11 protein-coding genes are annotated in these 17,580 nt (G+C 34.7%); 3 read left to right on the plus strand and 8 right to left on the minus strand.

The window, feature by feature from the left end:
* Positions 1 to 497: 497 nt before the first annotated feature.
* The 3 genes from H6F45_RS04425 to H6F45_RS04435 form a co-directional block, all read right to left on the minus strand.
* Complete coding sequence (locus H6F45_RS04425; RefSeq protein ID WP_096572711.1) at positions 498 to 2,141, minus strand: DNA methyltransferase; 1,644 nt, start codon at positions 2,139 to 2,141, stop codon at positions 498 to 500.
* Between the two features lie 258 nt (positions 2,142 to 2,399).
* Positions 2,400 to 2,783, minus strand: a complete 384-nt coding sequence (locus H6F45_RS04430) for a type II toxin-antitoxin system VapC family toxin (RefSeq protein ID WP_190346572.1) — start codon at positions 2,781 to 2,783, stop codon at positions 2,400 to 2,402.
* Complete coding sequence (locus H6F45_RS04435; RefSeq protein ID WP_228051855.1) at positions 2,780 to 3,034, minus strand: hypothetical protein; 255 nt, start codon at positions 3,032 to 3,034, stop codon at positions 2,780 to 2,782. The genes H6F45_RS04430 and H6F45_RS04435 overlap by 4 nt, the downstream gene beginning before the upstream one ends.
* Before the next feature lie 253 nt (positions 3,035 to 3,287).
* On the opposite strand from H6F45_RS04435, the gene H6F45_RS04440 reads away from it, so the two are divergent.
* Together H6F45_RS04440 and H6F45_RS04445 are read left to right on the plus strand one after the other, a co-directional pair.
* On the plus strand, positions 3,288 to 3,521 hold the full coding sequence (locus tag H6F45_RS04440; RefSeq protein ID WP_096568799.1) for a YgiT-type zinc finger protein: 234 nt from the start codon (positions 3,288 to 3,290) through the stop codon (positions 3,519 to 3,521).
* A 32-nt stretch (positions 3,522 to 3,553) separates the two neighbouring features.
* Positions 3,554 to 4,927 carry an NB-ARC domain-containing protein gene (locus H6F45_RS04445; protein WP_190346574.1) on the plus strand — a complete coding sequence of 458 codons (1,374 nt, stop codon included), beginning with the start codon at positions 3,554 to 3,556 and terminating at the stop codon, positions 4,925 to 4,927.
* A gap of 91 nt (positions 4,928 to 5,018) precedes the next feature.
* On the opposite strand, the gene H6F45_RS04450 is transcribed toward H6F45_RS04445, so the two are convergent.
* The 3 genes from H6F45_RS04450 to bchD form a co-directional block, all read right to left on the minus strand.
* A complete protein-coding gene (locus tag H6F45_RS04450; protein ID WP_096568792.1) occupies positions 5,019 to 6,071 on the minus strand; it encodes an MAE_28990/MAE_18760 family HEPN-like nuclease in 1,053 nt (350 codons plus the stop codon).
* A 6-nt stretch (positions 6,072 to 6,077) separates the two neighbouring features.
* Positions 6,078 to 7,250 carry a DUF262 domain-containing protein gene (locus H6F45_RS04455; protein ID WP_190346576.1) on the minus strand — a complete coding sequence of 391 codons (1,173 nt, stop codon included), beginning with the start codon at positions 7,248 to 7,250 and terminating at the stop codon, positions 6,078 to 6,080.
* Positions 7,251 to 7,389: 139 nt separating this feature from the next.
* Complete coding sequence (gene bchD / locus H6F45_RS04460) at positions 7,390 to 9,411, minus strand: magnesium chelatase ATPase subunit D (protein WP_190346577.1); 2,022 nt, start codon at positions 9,409 to 9,411, stop codon at positions 7,390 to 7,392.
* 263 nt (positions 9,412 to 9,674) lie between these two features.
* Between bchD and H6F45_RS04465 the strand changes: the two genes are divergently transcribed.
* Positions 9,675 to 10,331 (plus strand): Uma2 family endonuclease, encoded by a 657-nt coding sequence (locus H6F45_RS04465; RefSeq protein ID WP_190346579.1) that lies wholly within the window; start codon positions 9,675 to 9,677, stop codon positions 10,329 to 10,331.
* Positions 10,332 to 10,515: 184 nt separating this feature from the next.
* Here H6F45_RS04465 and H6F45_RS26355 read toward each other — a convergent pair whose 3' ends face one another.
* Together H6F45_RS26355 and H6F45_RS04475 are read right to left on the minus strand one after the other, a co-directional pair.
* Positions 10,516 to 15,045: a tectonin domain-containing protein gene (locus tag H6F45_RS26355; protein WP_242052555.1), complete on the minus strand. Its 4,530-nt coding sequence runs from the start codon at positions 15,043 to 15,045 to the stop codon at positions 10,516 to 10,518.
* A gap of 1,060 nt (positions 15,046 to 16,105) precedes the next feature.
* Positions 16,106 to 17,419, minus strand: a complete 1,314-nt coding sequence (locus tag H6F45_RS04475) for a LamG domain-containing protein (protein ID WP_190346581.1) — start codon at positions 17,417 to 17,419, stop codon at positions 16,106 to 16,108.
* Positions 17,420 to 17,580: the final 161 nt, after the last annotated feature.

A 17,580-nucleotide genomic window follows, 5' to 3' on the forward strand; every position in this document is an offset into this window, starting at 1 on the left:
CATAATTGGCTGTTGTTTGGTTCATGTTTAGGTTTTTTAGTTTTTTATTTGCTGGTTAATTGTATTTGATACTGATGTATTAATAAGAATTTTTATGATTTTTTAATTATTTGATTTGGTGGAGGTAGGGTAAATTATGGGTAGTATAGCGATCGCTTCAGGGAGTTACCGCTAACGCATTTCCAAAGTATCACTAAATCGTGCATCATTGATAAATTAAAAATAGTGAATTATTTACATCTGCAATTTATTTATAAGCTGTTGTGCATTTAATTTGTATAAGTTTAACAGGCAAGATGCCTGTTCCACAAGAGCTAAGAATATTATGATTATAGAATTTAGCTGCGTAACAGCTTAAAAACCGATATTTTTGTAGGGGTTTAGCAATGCTAAAGCCCTACATGATGTTCTGATGAAATAGGTTAACTGATGAAAATTTATTAAAAGTTAATATATGTGTTGGGTTTCGTTTCCTCAACCCAACCTACCAGATATTATTAAATATCTAACTCAATTTGACTTGCTTTTACTTCTTTTTGTTTTTCTGCACTTTTTAAAACTTCATAAGCTAATGTCATAGTTAATCGTTGTTTATTTTCAATAATATCTTGCACTGTGACAATTTGAATTTTATCACAACTATGAGGCATGAGTTTATTTTGATAAAAACCAGCAGACTTGGCAGTTTTTAACATATCTTTGGTAGGATCTTCTAAGGTGATAAATATGGCAATTCTGGCATTTTCTAAGGTCATTGTTCCTAATAAATCGCGGATATCTCCTGATTTTACCTTCCCAGATTTAACTTGTAAGATGATTTTTTCTTGATCTCCTTTATCACCGTAAAAATAAACAATTCCGTCTACTCCTTGATCTGATCCTTTTTTGATGTTAATTATTCCTCGGTTATTTGTATAGGTTAAAATTGCCCATTTTTCAAATTCTTTACGAGTGCGATCGTCTTTTTTATTTGCTAATGCTATTGCGCTTTCGATATCTTTGGGTATACCATGTAATTTAATGGTGTCTAAAACTCCTTTACCAAAGCTGTCTTCTAATCTTTTTAAGACTAAACTTATACTTTGATAAGTGATGTCTATTCCTATCCATTGTCTGTCTAATTTTTGAGACACTGCAACTGTTGTACCACATCCACAGTAAGCATCTAATACGATATCATTTTCGTTGGAACTGGCTTTTATTATTCTTTCTAATAATGCTTCTGGTTTTTGTGTTGGATATCCTAAACGTTCTTTCGTAGTAGGGGGAAATGATATATCTGTCCAAATATCTTGTAATACAGGATTTTTTGTTTCATGTAAATATTGTTTTAAACCATCCTTTCTAGGTCTACCATCCTTTTGTAGTAAAATATCACCATTTTCATATAATTCTTCTAGCTTTTCAATAGAAAATCTCCATTGTCTATTATTTCCAGGATGAACACCTTTCCATTCTACAGTTCTTGTTTCTGAAAATTTTGGAGCAGTTAAGTTTTCTGCTCTATATAAACCTTTTTGATCTGAATACTTATAACGAGATAATTGTTTATCCGAATGAATATTATCTATATAATTAAATATTTTTGACTGTGATTTGCTATAAAATAATATACGATCCTGAATCCTACCAAATCTTTGAGAATCGTTATGTGCGGTGGTTCTTTTCCAAATAAGTTCATTTAAAAAATCTCCACCTTGAGAACAAAAAACAGCATCTAAAACTAACTTTAAATAATGACTAGAGGTAGGATCGCAATGTAAATAAAAACTACCTGTAGGTTTTAAAACTCGATGAATTTCTGTTATTCTTAAAGTCATACTCACTAAATAAGCAAGTAAACTACCTGTTCCTAAAACATTACTTAAACCTGTAATTAAAGCTATACATTGTTGAGTAAATAAACCATGATAATTACTGGTGATTTCACTTAATCCCTTAATAGCGTGATCATCCCATTCCCAAGTATCAATAAATGCTTGCGCTTGTGCTTTATCTTCTGAACCAATATTATTATAAATTTGATTGTAATTGCGTTTAGAATTAAAAGGAGGATCAATATAACATAAGTCTACCGATTCATCTTTAATATACTTTCTTAAAACTTCTAAGTTGTCTCCATAATAAAGTTGATTAACCATAGTTTTCCTCAAAGCATTGTAATTGAATACACCTTGATTAATCATTTTTATAGATTGTTACTTTTTTGTCACCTCAGAAAATCCCTGATATTCCTTGATGTATAATTAATAAATATTACAAAAATACCTGAAAATACCTGATTTTTTGGAATCAATCTAAGTTATAATACTTGAACAGCTTATAAAATCTGGTAGGATAGGTCAGACTGCATCAATCCTGTAAATAAGCGGATTCTTGATATCTGACACATCTTACAACTAATTAATAGAAGGTTGATGTAAATTTAAGCCTTTAATAAAACGAAAATATTTAACATTTAATGTATATAAATCAATCTGATTAACTAATGCTGTTGCAGCAATTAAAGCATCAGGTATACTTAATTTATGACTAAGAGAGTAATTTTCCATTAGTGTAATAAACTGAGTAGATATCATGACATCAATAGGAAAAATATGGAGTAATTGTAAATGGGTTTTAATTTTTTTCAACTCCAAATTATTAATAGCACCATAATATAATTCAGCTTGAGTAATAGAACTAATAGCTAATTGATTAATTCCCTGAAACCGCAGTTCAGAGATAACTTGAGAATTGTTTTTATAAAATTCTATGATAATATTTGTATCACATAAAATCATTTATTTTCTGTTCTCCATGCTTCTTGACGAATGGATTGAGTGCTAATATCTCTATTTTCCCAAATTCCCGCTAAATCAAAAAATTCTTGCTCACTATCAGCTATATTATTGTTATCCTCTACTACTTCTACAGATTTGACAAAATCTAAAGCAGAAATAATTTTTAGTAGCATCTCTGCTTTTTCTTTATCAGCAACTTGAATGATTAATTGTTGCATATTTTTATAATTAATTCTATGATTATTATACATTATTTTTCTGGATTACGTCTAGTCGCAGGAAAACCATTATTTTATATGGGTTTAACAATGCTGATATTACTTGATATTTAATGAAAAAATATTAAAAAAATACCTGAAAATACCTGATTGTTTGGAAGCAATATAAGTTATAATACTTGAACGGCTTATAAAATCTGGTAAGGTGCGTCAGACTGCATCAATCCTGTAAATAAGCAGATTCTGATCCAAAAGAATGGATTAATTATTGTCAGAGGAGGTCATAATGTTGAGTTGTCATATTTGTGGTTCAGAAAATTTTACTCAAGAGTTAGTAAATGAAACTTTTGAAATTAACGGTAAACTAATTTTAGTTGAGGGTATTCCCGCTAAAGTTTGTTCTCGTTGTGGAGAAATAACTTTTAGTAGTGAAACTGCGGAAAATATTCGCTCACTGCTGAATAGTAATAAAAAATCTCATAAAAAAATTGAGATTGATGTTTTTGCTTTTTCTGCGTAGCGGATAATATCAATTTATAACATCTAGTTTTTATGACTATTACAGAAATTTTGCAATTTGTAGATAATTTAATTTTCACAGAAACAGATCAGCATTTAGATGATCTGCAAAAAAGAATTATTGAAGAATTATTTAAGGGTAAAACTTATAAACAAATTGCTGAACTTTATAATTATGATGAAGGTTATATTGGTGATGAAAGTAGAAAGTTATTTAAAACATTATCGGATAAGTTGGGAGAAAATATTAATAAATCTAATTTTGCTTGGACTATAGAAAGAGTTATAAATTCTAAAATTGTTAGTTTTGGTGGAAATCATAATATTAATTCTTATTCTAATTGTCAAAATTCAAATCATCCATCAAATAATAAAAATTCCCAAGAAACAGAAATACAAAAATCTTCTTACCATGATTTAACTTTATCACCGAGAATTATTAGATTTTATGGAAGAGAGAAAGAATTAGAATATTTATCTAATTGTATTCTCAATCAAAACACCCCTTTAATCTCTATTTTAGGTTTATCAGGAATTGGTAAAACTACTCTAGTTAAAAGATTTGTAGATTTCAACTTAGATAAATTTGAAGTCATAATTTGGAAAAGTTTAAAATATCCCAAATCTCTAAATTTACTCATTGATGATTTATTGCAAGTCTGTAAACAACAACCTGAAAAAAATCTAGATGATAAAATCAAACAACTATTTAATATTCTCTCTACACAAAAATGTTTAATCATCCTTGATGATATCCAAAATATCTTTACACCTGGTGAACTTGCGGGAAAATATCAACCAGAATATCAAGATTATCAACCCTTATTCAAACTTGTTACAGAAACCCAACATCAAAGTAATATTATCTTAATTAGTCAAGAACAATGTCCAGAAATGGAATCTTTATATCCAGAATTATATCCCATCAAATCTTTAGAAATCTCAGGTTTATATCATTCCGATATTCTCCAAAATACAGGATTAAAAAATCAGGATAGTTGGTTAGATTTAATCAAATTATATACAGGTAACTTAATGTTTTTAAAAACTATTACCGTCTTAATTGCCAAAAATTATGATGGTGAAGTTGTTGAATTTTTAGCAGAGAATACATTACATATTACCCAGCAAATCCAGTCTCATTTTCAAGAGATATATAACCGTTTATCACCTATAGAACAACAAATAGTATTACAACTGAGTAAGTTTGAAAACCCTATTTCTAGAGAAGAATTAAGACAAACGTTAATAGAAACCTTAAATTTATCCTCAGTTGATTTTAATAACGGTTTACAATCTTTACAACAACGGTATTTAGTAAGTAAACTGAAAGAAGATAAAGTGATGTTTTCATTATCTTCTGTTTTTCGGGAATATGTGAGAAATCTCTCGTTTACATTAAACTAGATCCCCGACTTCTATCATGAATGATCAATTATGAAGATCATGATCAAAGAAGTCGGGGATCTGATACCCCTATTTAGATTTTATATCTGCTTTAAGTCGTTAATTTATACAAACGCAAATCTTTTCTGGCCTCAACATCAAATTTTAACCCTACCTCCATTCCTGTGGTTGTTTTAATCTCATCAGTAATTGACTGATCATTATATTTAATACTCTCTATTTTAGCTTCTTGACAGTAGGATTCTCCTACTAAAATAATAGTGCTACCAACTGATAATGAACATTCTATATATGCTGTGAAAACACCAGCTTGAGGTTTTTTAAACCACTCTGTAATTTTACCAACTTCTTGTACTTGTCCAATTGATTCTTTACTTTGAAGCACCTGATAATTGACTAATTCAGTTAGTGCTTGACATAAACTTTCAACAAAATCACATAATTCTAACAGTGGTTTAAATCCTAACCAATCTTCTATCTTTGTACTATGTGCAGCGTCGTTGCGATAACTAATTAATGTATTAAGTTCTTTTTCCATCGAAGTTTCATTTCCTCTAATTTCTTCAATAAAATATTTTACATATCTATGTTTTATGATCCAACCCCAAGTATCAGAAATACCAGCATTTGCTAATAATCTTTCTAAGCTATTTTTGCGTAAATTCTGTTCATGAAAGAGAAAAGCATCTGGTAATAGTTGATATTTATCTTCTCCAGTTTCTCCATTCAATAACCCCAGCATGACCTTTTGTACAGATAGGTTCTTGTATCTATTATTATCTTCTTTCAATATTTCTTGCAGCAGTCTTCCTACTCCAGTTTGGTGAATCCTACGAATAGTTTCGTTTAAGTCTGAATAATTTGGATATAAACTTGGTAAAATAATTAACCAATCTCGAATTAAGTCTTCTACAAAGGTTTCATAAATAGCATACAAACGAGTGACGACAGCACAATGATCATAAACACGCCAATCAGTTGCTTCCGGGATATCTTGAAACATATCCATGAGGACTATTTTTGTTTCTTCTGGATATACAGAAACATCTCCAAAAGCAATGTCTCGAATTTTCTCATTCGTTTTGATAATGGCACGAATTGTAGAAATATTAGCTTTTACAGCCATGAGCAGATTTTGAAACATTGCTTTTTACTCTGCTATGACTTGAGATAGCATATTATCAAATATACTGATTCTTTCTTGAATATCAGTCTTGGTTTTTCCACCTCCAGTAAACAGCTTTGATGTATCTTCTCTAAACAGAATTTTAGTTTTTTCAATTACTTTTGACTTACGTTCCCATAAAATATTTGAATCTTCTAAATGTCTACTAAAACCCACCATTACTGCATCATAATAAGCTTTGTATGCTCTATCCTTCCAAGTATCAGACTGAGGATCAAAAGGTTTGAATAATTTCTCTCCATATATGTGGTGAGCTAGATTGATAGTTTTGAAAAAAATGTCTTTTAGAAATTCGATATCTTGAGCAGAAAATGATAGACTTTTCATCATATATAAGTCGAGAAATCCCTCCATACCTCTACTAAACTTATCAGTATTACGCAATGCAAAAAAACGCAGAATTAGTTCCGCATCTTCCATCTTTTTGTAGAAGTTATTTTTCTGAAGTTCTTCTTTATCATCAATGGGAATATTCCAAGCTGCTGCAAAAATTGGATTAGCTGCTAACTCTAGCAATAACTGATTAAACTGACCATAAAATGAACAATTACGTATTTCCTGATGACTGAGTGCTACTCCTCCAGTGTTGATACGCGCAAAAGCAAGCTGTTTTAAAAACAGTGCATCTTCTGGACTAGATGTTGACTCTGTAATTAAAACTATAGTCGAAATAGAACGACGATCAATTCCTGCTTTAATATTTCCAGGAAGTTCATTATATGTACGTCCATTCAGTTCTGGCCAAAGTTCTAAACCTGTTAATTGCAGACGATTTTCATAAAAATCTTTAAGAGCAGTAATTCTCTGTTGACCATCCATTACTTCATAAACATTATATTTCTTTTCATACAGAATAATTGGAGGTACAGGAATATTAATCAAAAAAGATTCTATTAGTTGAGACTGTTTTTTCTTATTCCATCTATTTCTTCTTTGATAAAAAGGTCTAAGATCCATATAACCGGGTTTTTTTAACGATTCTACAAAAGCTGGTAGCTTTTCCCGGTTCATTTCAGTTAATATTCGTTGTTCACCTTTTTCATATTTTGCATTTATTTCTTGATCAGACATTTTTACATAGTTTGTAGATGCTATTTTTTCCCACATCTTTTCTTCAGTTGGAGCTAGAAGTTGCATTGACTACATTCTCCTTCAATGGTAGTAAAAATCAATAGACTTATCTACAAATTAGCTTAACCTAAACTAGATCCCCGACTTCTTTGATCATGATCTTCATAATTGATCATTCATGATAGAAGTTGGGGATCTGATACCACTATTTAGATTTTATATCAGCGATCGCTCCTCTAGCCATAGATGCGATCGCCTTATCTGTCGCTTTCGGTAACTGGTAATATTTACCTCCCGCAGTTTTCGCTAACTCTTTCGCAAAACCAGTAGAAACAAACTTACTTTCTGTATCAATCACCAGTAATTGCATCCCTGCGGCTCTAATCCTCGCTGCAATATCTAGCAATTCCGCTTTGATATCCGGTTTTTCTCCTGGTTCTTGGGGTTCACCTAAAGAACGAGATAAAGGAATATTACCACGACCATCAGTAATTGCCACAATCACAACCTGACCGATATCTCCGCCCATTTGAGCATTAACACCAATTCTCACGGCTTGAGTTAACCCATGTGCTAACGGTGAACCACCACCACAAGGTAATTTTTCTAACCTGTTTTTTGCTAAAGCGATGGAACGGGTAGGAGGTAATAACACTTCCGCTTGTTCACCCCGGAAAGGTATCAAAGCAATTTGATCACGGTTTTGATAGGATTCGGTTAAAAGCTGCATTACTGCACCCTTCGCAGATTGCATCCGGTTTAATGCCATTGAACCAGAAGCATCAACTACAAATACAACTAAAGCGCCCGCTTTCCTAACTAACCGCTTTGTCCGCATATCACCCTGTTCAACAATTACCTTTTTATTCGGCTGTCTGGCGCGACGTGCTTTTTGATACGGGGCTGCGGCTCGCAATGTGGCATCTACGGCAATACGTTTTACCTTTCCTTTGGGTAACATTGGCTTGATATAACGTCCCCTGTCTTCTGAGAAGATTAAACTACGACTTCCAGATTTACCTTGACGTTGGGACATCTGAGCAAAATATAATACATCAGAATCCAAAATTACCCCTTCAGGATCAAATACAAATTCTTCGGGAATATCTGGGGGTTCTTGTTGTTCCTGTTCTTCCTGTTGTTCTTCTTTGTCTTCCTGTTCTTCCTCTTCCTCTTGTTCTTCCGAGTCGTCTTGACTTTGGGGTGGTGGGGGTGGTGGAGGTGGTTGATCGGGGGGTGGGGTTTGAATTATGGTAGTGCGGGGAACGATCACCAACTCTACCGCACGTCGCAAGTCTTCCGCGTTAACGGTATTACGTCCTTCTAAAGCTGCTGCTGCTTTGGCAACTCTGACAGCAAACAATTCGGCGCGATGTCCTTCTACTCCAGCGCGGATACATTCATTAACAAGGTATGTGATTTGTTCTAAAGAAATGCTGACTTCTTTTAACCATTCCCGTGCGAGAAGTATTTGGGTTTTGAGTGCGTCTATATCTTCGCTGTATTGGTTTAAAAATTCTTGGGGAGAACGGGAGTAAGCAATGACCTGTTCCACTGCTTCCACTCTTTGATCTAAACCCAGAACACCATCAGCAGAAAGGGCGATCGCAATTCTATCAAGTAAATGCTCCCTTAAAGCGCCTTCCTCTGGGTTGTAAGTTGCAATAAACAACGGTTTACAGGGATGTTGAAAACTGATACCTTCCCGTTCTATCTGGTTGCGTCCCTCAGATAATACCGCTAACAGTTGATTACTAATTTGATCATCTAATAAATTGATTTCATCCACATATAACACACCTCTGTTACAGGTGGCCAGTAACCCTGGTTGAAAAACTGTATCACCTTGTTTAACCGACTGTTCCACATCCACAGAACCTAAAAGTCGATCTTCGGTGACACCCAAGGGTATTTGAACAAAAGGAACGGGTTTTACTTCTGTTTCTATTTCCTGTCTTTGTTCCGCTAACAGTTTATCATCCCATTCTTCCGGGTGGTTTGGATCACAGTTGCTAATGGAATCTTTCACAACTTCTATAGGTGGTAACAAGGCGTGAATGGCACGCGCCATCACAGATTTAGCCGTACCTCGACGACCAGCAATTACCACACCCCCCAAACCGGGATCTACTGCTGTTAACAGTAATGCTATTTTAATCGCTTCTTGACCGACTACAGCAGTCAATGGAAAAGCTGTTGTTGTTGGGGTTATCGTAGGCGCTGGCATTTTGTTTTTATTGGTTATTATATTTTTTAGGATAGCATTTTTATGTCTCACGCAAAGACGCAAAGACGCAAAGAGAAGAAGGTAAGGGTTTTTTTATTATAATGTTTTGTGTATTTCAGACTTCTTTTTTTGTAAGAACTCCATACAATAAATTATTTAAAACTCTATTCCCTATTTATTCCCTGTACAATAATAAATAACTTGATTGAGTACCACTGTCAAATAAAACAATTATTTACCTTTGGTAAAATGGAGATATAGATATGGTACAGCAAATTACACCAGAAACCCAATCAGAAATAATCTACCCTGATAGTGATGGAAAACCGATGGCAGAAAATACAGAACACTATGAATGGATAGTTAAAATTAAGGAGAATTTAGAAATACTATTTGCATCAAACCCTGATGTATTTATAGCAGGTGATTTACTTTGGTATCCAGTTGAGGGAAGTGTAAAAACCCGTCAAGCACCTGATGTCATGGTGATTTTTGGTAGACCAAAAGGTAGACGTGGTTCTTATAAACAATGGGAAGAAAATAATATTGCTCCCCAGGTGGTTTTTGAAATATTATCTCCCGGAAATCGTAGTCAAGAAATGGCGAGAAAGTTACTTTTTTATCATCGTTATGGAGTAGAAGAATATTATATTTACGATCCAACAACCCTTGAATTAACCGGACTTATTAGAGAAGAAGAATGGTTAGAAGAAATTGAAGAAATGAATAATTGGGTAAGTCCACGTTTAGGAATACGTTTTGAATTAACATCAGATAATTTAGAAATTTATTATCCTGATGAAAGAAAGTTTCTCACATCTCTGGAATTAAATCAACAATTGGAACAGGAGCAGCAAAAATATCAAGACTTATTAGCGAAATTGCAAGCTAAAGGAATTGATATCAATACACTTTCATAACTTGAAAAATTCAGATCCCCTACTTATCAAATAATTCGGGGATCTGGTGCTGGACATTCAAAGCTGAATACCTTTCAACAATGGACAATTAACAATTAACAATTGACAATTACCCATCCATTAAACCTTGAATGAAACAATTATCAATTATCAATTATCAATTATCAATTGATAAAAAACCTACCTATAAAAACCCATAGTTATAGACTTTTTTATCACCGGAACGGGGTACAATTGCCCAAAAGATGACATCACTCATTGCATCTAGTGATAACTCAAAAATCCAATTTTCATCTACAGTTTCGCCATTTTCTGCGGTGCTACGTTTCGCGGTAGGATATAAAGTTAATACCCCATTTTCGTTGAGATAAGAACGCAGTTCTTCAGTAGCGACTGCTTTGGTAACATCATTTGGTAAATCAAAACTATCAGGATCATTGAGAATTAATCCTAAAGGACTTTCAGCATCACTTTCATCTTCTAAGAAACTGCGAATTGCTAGAGATACAGCTTCGGTAAATGTCACTTTTCCACCTAAAGACATTTGTTTGTTAACTGCATTATAAGTAGCAACAAACTTGAGTTGAGGAACTTTTAATTCTTGTTTGATACCTGCAATGGTATTTTTACCATAAGCTAAAGTAGAAACATTATTTCCTGCTGCATCAAACAATTTTGCTTCATCCCCTGCATCATTCCAAATTGCAGAACGACTACCAAAAGAGAAACCACCGGTTTCAGGATGTACTTCATTTGTGTAAACACGGAAACTCTTACCACCTTCTAACACAGTTCCTTGGGGGAAAATGAATACTTGTTTAGCACTACCCGCAGAAGTAATTTTCCAACCAGAAATATCAGCAGGAATGTTACCAAAATTGCTAATTTCTATGTATTCATCGGACTGAGTACGTTTGACTTGACCTTTGTAAGATAGTTTGGAAATGGTGACACCTTGAGTAGCAGTAATGGTAAATTCTTCTGAGTCACTAACTGGAGTTTCCGGTGTACTTTCAACCGTGGTTTCTGGTTTAACTTCTGGTGTTGGTTCAGCGACAGGTTGTGGTGTTGGTTCTGGTTTAACTTCCGGTGTTGATTCAGCGATCGGTTCTGGTGTTGGTTCTGGTTTAACTTCCGGTGTTGATTCAGCGATCGGTTGTGGTGTTGGTTCTGGTTTAACTTCCGGTGTTGATTCAGCGACAGGTTGTGGTGTTGGTTCTGGTTTAACTTCCGGTGTTGATTCAGCGACAGGTTCTGGTGTTGGTTCTGGTGCAGAAGGTTTAACAAATTCAGCAGTACCTATTAACCCTTTTCCACTACTATGAGCAAGAATGATTTGATTTAGTTGTGAATCAGTTTGTAAATCAGTAATGAAATTACCATTGTTTTGATAAAGGGTTTTGACTTCTGCAAATAGAGGATGATTGGGATTATTAACTGCTATATTACCAGTAATTGCGTTGTAGATTCCCTGGATTTTCAAACCAAAAGCAGCTAAGAAAGTATTCCAATTATTTGCTTCTGCTTGCGCTCCTCCTTGACCAGTACCAGCACAAAGGTAAACCTTACCTCCATTTTTCACATATTCAATTAAAACTTGGTTCTCTACAAGATCACCACCAATAAAAATCCCGTCATATTTTTGCAGGGTTTCTAGGTTAATAGGAATATTCATTCCCTTAGTCCAAGTATGACCTGCTTTGGTCATTGTTTGTTCTAGAGATGCTCCTGTTAACCCAAAATTATTGGAAAGTACATGAAACTTACCTTTGTTTTCTCCTACAAAATATTTGGCAATATTCAGAGCAAATGTAGCTGCATCAGGTGTAGTTTTGATTCCTGCATCACTTATAGTCCATTCGTCTGCATTAACGACAATTCTACCTAAAGATTTCAACACTGCTGTAGTGTCTGCTTTAACTTCTGTTGTAACTTCTGTTTGATTCTTGGGTGCTAATGCTACACCTGAATAACATACAATCCCCAATACAGAACCACTATTAGCAATATGTTCCCAATTACTGGTTAAGGTCTTTCTGGTATATAGTTGATTGTTCATGCCTATACCAACTATTGTACCGTCTGGCATTACGGTAATACCTAAGACAGAACCACTATTAGCAATATGTTCCCAATTACTGGTTAAGGTCTTTCTGGTATATAGTTGATTATTCGTGCCAATACCAACTATTGTACCGTCTGGCATTACGGTAATACCTATTACAGAACCACTGTTAGCAATATGTTCCCAATTACTGGTTAAGGTCTTTCTGGTATATAGTTGATTATTCGTGCCAATACCAACTATTGTACCGTCTGCCATGACGGTAATACCTATTACAGAACCACTGTTAGCAATATGTTCCCAATTACTGGTTAAGGTCTTTCTGGTATATAGTTGATTGTTCATGCCAATACCAACTATCGTACCGTCTGACATTACGGTAATACCTAAGACAGAACCACTGTTAGCAATATGTTCCCAATTACTGGTTAAGGTTTTTCTGGTATATAGTTGGTTGTTCATGCCTATACCTATCACACCTGGTATGGTTTTATCACTTGTAGAAATAATTTCTACTACCCATTCATTACCGATACCAGTACCCCAAGATGTAACGCCTTGTGCTGAGTCAGGACGATGTAAGTAATCTCCTTTCCAAGATTTGAGTTGAATTTTGTTCTCACCTATGAACTCAATTACCCATTCATTACCGATACCAGTATTCCAAGATGTAACGCCTTGTGCTGAGTCAGGACGATGTAAGTAATCTCCTTTCCAAGATTTGAGTTGAATTTTGTTCTCACCTATGAACTCAACTACCCATTCATTACCGATACCAGTATTCCAAGATGTAACGCCTTGTGCTGAGTCAGGACGATGTAAGTAATCTCCTTTCCAAGATTTGAGTTGAATTTTTGTTCCTGTAGCAATATTCGGATGTGCAGGAGGTTTAATAAATTCAGCAGTACCTATTAATCCTTGTCCATTACTATGAGCGAGAATGATTTGATTTAATGGTGAATCAGGTTGTAAATCAGTAATGGAATTACCATTGTTTTGATAAAGGGTTTTGACTCCTGCAAAGAGAGGATGATTGGGATTATTAACTGCTATATTACCGTCAATTCCGTTGTACACTCCCTGGATTTTCAAACCAAAAGCAGCTAAGAAAGTATTCCAATTATTTGCTTCTGCTTGCGCTCCTCCTTGACCAGTACCAGCACAAAGGTAAACCTTACCTCCATTTTTCACATATTCAATCAAAACTTGGTTATTTACAAGATCGCCACCAATAAAAATCCCGTCATATTTTTGCAGGGTTTCTAGGTTAATAGGAATATTCATTCCCTTAGTCCAAGTATGACCCGCTTTAGTCATTGTTTGTTCTAGAGATGCTCCTGTTAACCCAAAATTATTGGAAAGTACATGAAACTTACCTTTGTTTTCTCCTACAAAATATTTGGCAATATTCAGAGCAAATGTAGCTGCATCAGGTGTAGTTTTGATTCCTGCATCACTTATAGTCCATTCGTCTGCATTAACGACAATTCTACCTAAAGATTTCAACACTGCTGTAGTGTCTGCTTTAACTTCTGTTGTAACTTCTGTTTGATTCTTGGGTGCTAATGCTACACCTGAATAACATACAATCCCCAATACAGAACCACTATTAGCAATATGTTCCCAATTACTGGTTAAGGTCTTTCTGGTATATAGTTGATTGTTCATGCCTATACCAACTATTGTACCGTCTGGCATTACGGTAATACCTAAGACAGAACCACTATTAGCAATATGTTCCCAATTACTGGTTAAGGTCTTTCTGGTATATAGTTGATTATTCGTGCCAATACCAACTATTGTACCGTCTGCCATGACGGTAATACCTATTACAGAACCACTGTTAGGAATATGTTCCCAATTACTGGTTAAGGTCTTTCTGGTATATAGTTGATTATTCGTGCCAATACCAACTATTGTACCGTCTGCCATGACGGTAATACCTATTACAGAACCACTGTTAGGAATATGTTCCCAATTACTGGTTAAGGTCTTTCTGGTATATAGTTGATTATTTGTGCCTATACCAACTATCGTACCGTCTGACATTACGGTAATACCTATTACAGAACCACTGTTAGCAATATGTTCCCAATTACTGGTTAAGGTCTTTCTGGTATATAGTTGGTTGTTCATACCTATACCTATCACACCAGGTATGGTTTTCTCACTTGTAGGTTGTATTACTTGTGCAACACCTTTTACCCTGATGGAATAAACGCGATTACTTGAGCCAGAAAAGGCTGTAGCACCAGCACCAGTGTTAGTGAAAAGAACTTTACTAGTTAAATTTCCCAAGTCCGAAGCTTCTTTATCTGTTGTGAGGTTGAAACTTACTGAACCTCCTCCAGGATAATAAATCCCAACAAAGTCACCTTGTTTAACTGTCATGGGTGTAGATAGGGAAAACTGGTTAAGTCCCACTACAGGAGTTTTCATATCACTCTTACCTACTACTGACCAAGAACTACCGTCTTTTCGGTAAATAATCAGTTGTAGAGGAGCTGTTGTATCTGCCCAAATTTCCCAGCCATTAATATCGCCATTAATATTAATGGGATTGTTAGTATCTACTAAATAAAAGTTCGTTCTTGTATCACAAACTCCACGGCTTTTCAGTTCATTTCCACCGGTTAAATCGTTGCTCATGTTGATGATCCTTATAATTTTGAGCCAAAGGTTTTTGGTTTTTGATTATGATTAATGCAACATCTTCAGCCTGTTGGAAGTATAATGATTTAACACTATACCTTTTGGCAATTTGTCTGGTTTTGGGATAATTGTGGCTGAATTTTTAAGCTCATTTCTGGCTTTTAGCCTTCGTGGAACACGATATCAAAAAAAATACATCATGTCAAATTTTTGATATTTAATTAATATAAGTTTACGTATTATTAGCAATAATATCTAACTCACATTTTTGATTAAAAATATTAAATTTTAATGAATTAAAATAATTGTATTGTATGGAAAATTAAACATTAAAAATTATTTACAGCACACATTTGATTTAGATAAGGTACACAAGGGCAGGCAGGACTTGTACCTCATTGATATGCAATCTGCTGTATTTAGCTAATATGAATTGATTATTTAAAGGATGTTTGAAAAGTCGGAAAGGATGTAAAAAAGCTCTATTGGTATAAGCTGTGAATAGATATATAGGAGATGCTAAATAAACATGAAAATATTCCATGCAAAGAATTTTAGGCAATTTGAAATGGAAAAAGCCGCGCCTGAGAGCAGGCAGGTACAAGCTTTTATGACTTATGAACTGGAAAACCTTACACTTTGTTGGTTTTTTACCTCGTTTCAAAATCCAAAAAACTCCTTGATATCCTTTAACTCCTGACTCCTTGATAGCGACTTGTACTGAGCCTGTCCTGAGCCTGTCCTGAGCCTGTCCTGAGCGGTGTCGAAGGGCGGTGTCGAAGTAAGCGTGGCGTTAGCCATACTCCTTAATCTTCACGGAAAGACTTTTATGGCTTACGCTACGCTATCAGCAACCCCTATATAGACATCTAGCGAAAATGAATGTAGAGACAATTCATGAATTGTCCCTACAAGGGTTTCAAATTACGGATATTGAATTACCGGAGATATCTAATAGACAGCAGCGAGAGAGTAACATGAATAAAATATACCCGTGACTTAGTTGGGGTTGGTTGAAAAAGTTGAGAAAAAAAATTGAGGATAATTAGGTGGTTAGTCAGGCAGGAGATTTTGGTGCAGAAGGTTTAACAAATTCAGCAGTACCTATTAACCCTTTTCCACTACTATGAGCAAGAATGATTTGATTTAGTTGTGAATCAGTTTGTAAATCAGTAATGAAATTACCATTGTTTTGATAAAGGGTTGTGACTCCTGCAAAGAGAGAATGATTGGGATTATTAACTGCTATATTACCAGTAATTGCGTTGTAGATTCCCTGGATTTTCAAACCAAAAGCAGCTAAGAAAGTATTCCAATTATTTGCTTCTGCTTGCGCTCCTCCTTTACCAGTACCAGCACAAAGGTAAACCTTACCTCCATTTTTCACATATTCAATTAAAACTTGGTTCTCTACAAGATCACCACCAATAAAAATACCGTCATATTTTTGCAGGGTTTCTAGGTTAATAGGAATATTCATTCCCTTAGTCCAAGTATGACCTGCTTTGGTCATTGTTTGTTCCAGAGATGCTCCTGTTAACCCAAAATTATTGGAAAGTACATGAAACTTACCTTTGTTTTCTCCTACAAAATATTTGGCAATATTCAGAGCAAATGTAGCTGCATCAGGTATAGTTTTGATTCCTTGATCACTTAAAGTCGATTCGTCTGCATTAACGACAATTCTACCTAAAGATTTCAAAACTGGTGTAGTTTCTGGTTTAACTAGAGGGATTTCTTCTTGTTGCCAAACAGCACCATTAATTGTGCCGTTAATGCCGTTACCTGTCTTTTCTTTAACAAGATTGCCCGAACCTTCATTCAAGGGCAAATAAGCAACTAAACCATCTTCCTTCCCAGTCAGATACTGATTCATCTTTGCCTGAATTTCAGCCGCTGTCAGAGCTTTATTCCAGACACTAACTTCCGTAATTTGACCAGAATAGAAATATCTTGGATTTGCTTCGGTGGCACCAGCACCGATTCGCAGAGGGCATCGCGTATTCGGTGCATAAACTACATTTTTACTACCAACTTCTTTGCCATCGACATAAAGTTTCAATTGCTTGCCATCAAAGGTACTTGCTATATGAGTCCAGACATTGAGAACTACAGGAATATCATTATTATTAACAATTTCCCAATCACTTCCGTTACCGACCCAAGCTTGCCATTTATTATTATCTCCTGCATAGATAATGTAACCTGCGGAATCTTTGGTAACACGGCTGGTAATTACAGAACGAAAGCGGCCTTGCCCACCGGTAACTTTTACCCAACTGGAAACAGTAAATAAGTTGGGATTAAGTGACTGGTTATAAGGAATTTCTACATAATCATCCTTACCATCAAACATTAATACTGATTGCATATTTTTCTATACCTTTTGGCAATTTGTCTGGTTTTGGGATAATTGTGGCTGAATTTTCAAGCTCATTTTTGGCTTTTTATCTTCGTAAAACACGATATCAAAAAAAATACATCATGTCAAATTTTTGATATTTACTTAATATAAGTTTACGTATTATTAGC

It is taken from the genome of Sphaerospermopsis sp. FACHB-1194 (assembly GCF_014696235.1).
GTDB classification, from domain to species: domain Bacteria; phylum Cyanobacteriota; class Cyanobacteriia; order Cyanobacteriales; family Nostocaceae; genus Sphaerospermopsis; species Sphaerospermopsis kisseleviana.

Coding starts and splice junctions, on each gene's coding strand:
- H6F45_RS04465 (WP_190346579.1), top strand. CDS start 9,675: ATGGTACAGCAAATTACACCAGAAACCCAATCAGAAATAATCTACCCT.
- H6F45_RS04430 (WP_190346572.1), bottom strand. CDS start 2,783: ATGATTTTATGTGATACAAATATTATCATAGAATTTTATAAAAACAAT.
- bchD (WP_190346577.1), bottom strand. CDS start 9,411: ATGCCAGCGCCTACGATAACCCCAACAACAACAGCTTTTCCATTGACT.
- H6F45_RS04435 (WP_228051855.1), bottom strand. CDS start 3,034: ATGTATAATAATCATAGAATTAATTATAAAAATATGCAACAATTAATC.
- H6F45_RS26355 (WP_242052555.1), bottom strand. CDS start 15,045: ATGAGCAACGATTTAACCGGTGGAAATGAACTGAAAAGCCGTGGAGTT.
- H6F45_RS04455 (WP_190346576.1), bottom strand. CDS start 7,250: ATGCAACTTCTAGCTCCAACTGAAGAAAAGATGTGGGAAAAAATAGCA.
- H6F45_RS04445 (WP_190346574.1), top strand. CDS start 3,554: ATGACTATTACAGAAATTTTGCAATTTGTAGATAATTTAATTTTCACA.
- H6F45_RS04475 (WP_190346581.1), bottom strand. CDS start 17,419: ATGCAATCAGTATTAATGTTTGATGGTAAGGATGATTATGTAGAAATT.
- H6F45_RS04440 (WP_096568799.1), top strand. CDS start 3,288: ATGTTGAGTTGTCATATTTGTGGTTCAGAAAATTTTACTCAAGAGTTA.
- H6F45_RS04425 (WP_096572711.1), bottom strand. CDS start 2,141: ATGGTTAATCAACTTTATTATGGAGACAACTTAGAAGTTTTAAGAAAG.
- H6F45_RS04450 (WP_096568792.1), bottom strand. CDS start 6,071: ATGTTTCAAAATCTGCTCATGGCTGTAAAAGCTAATATTTCTACAATT.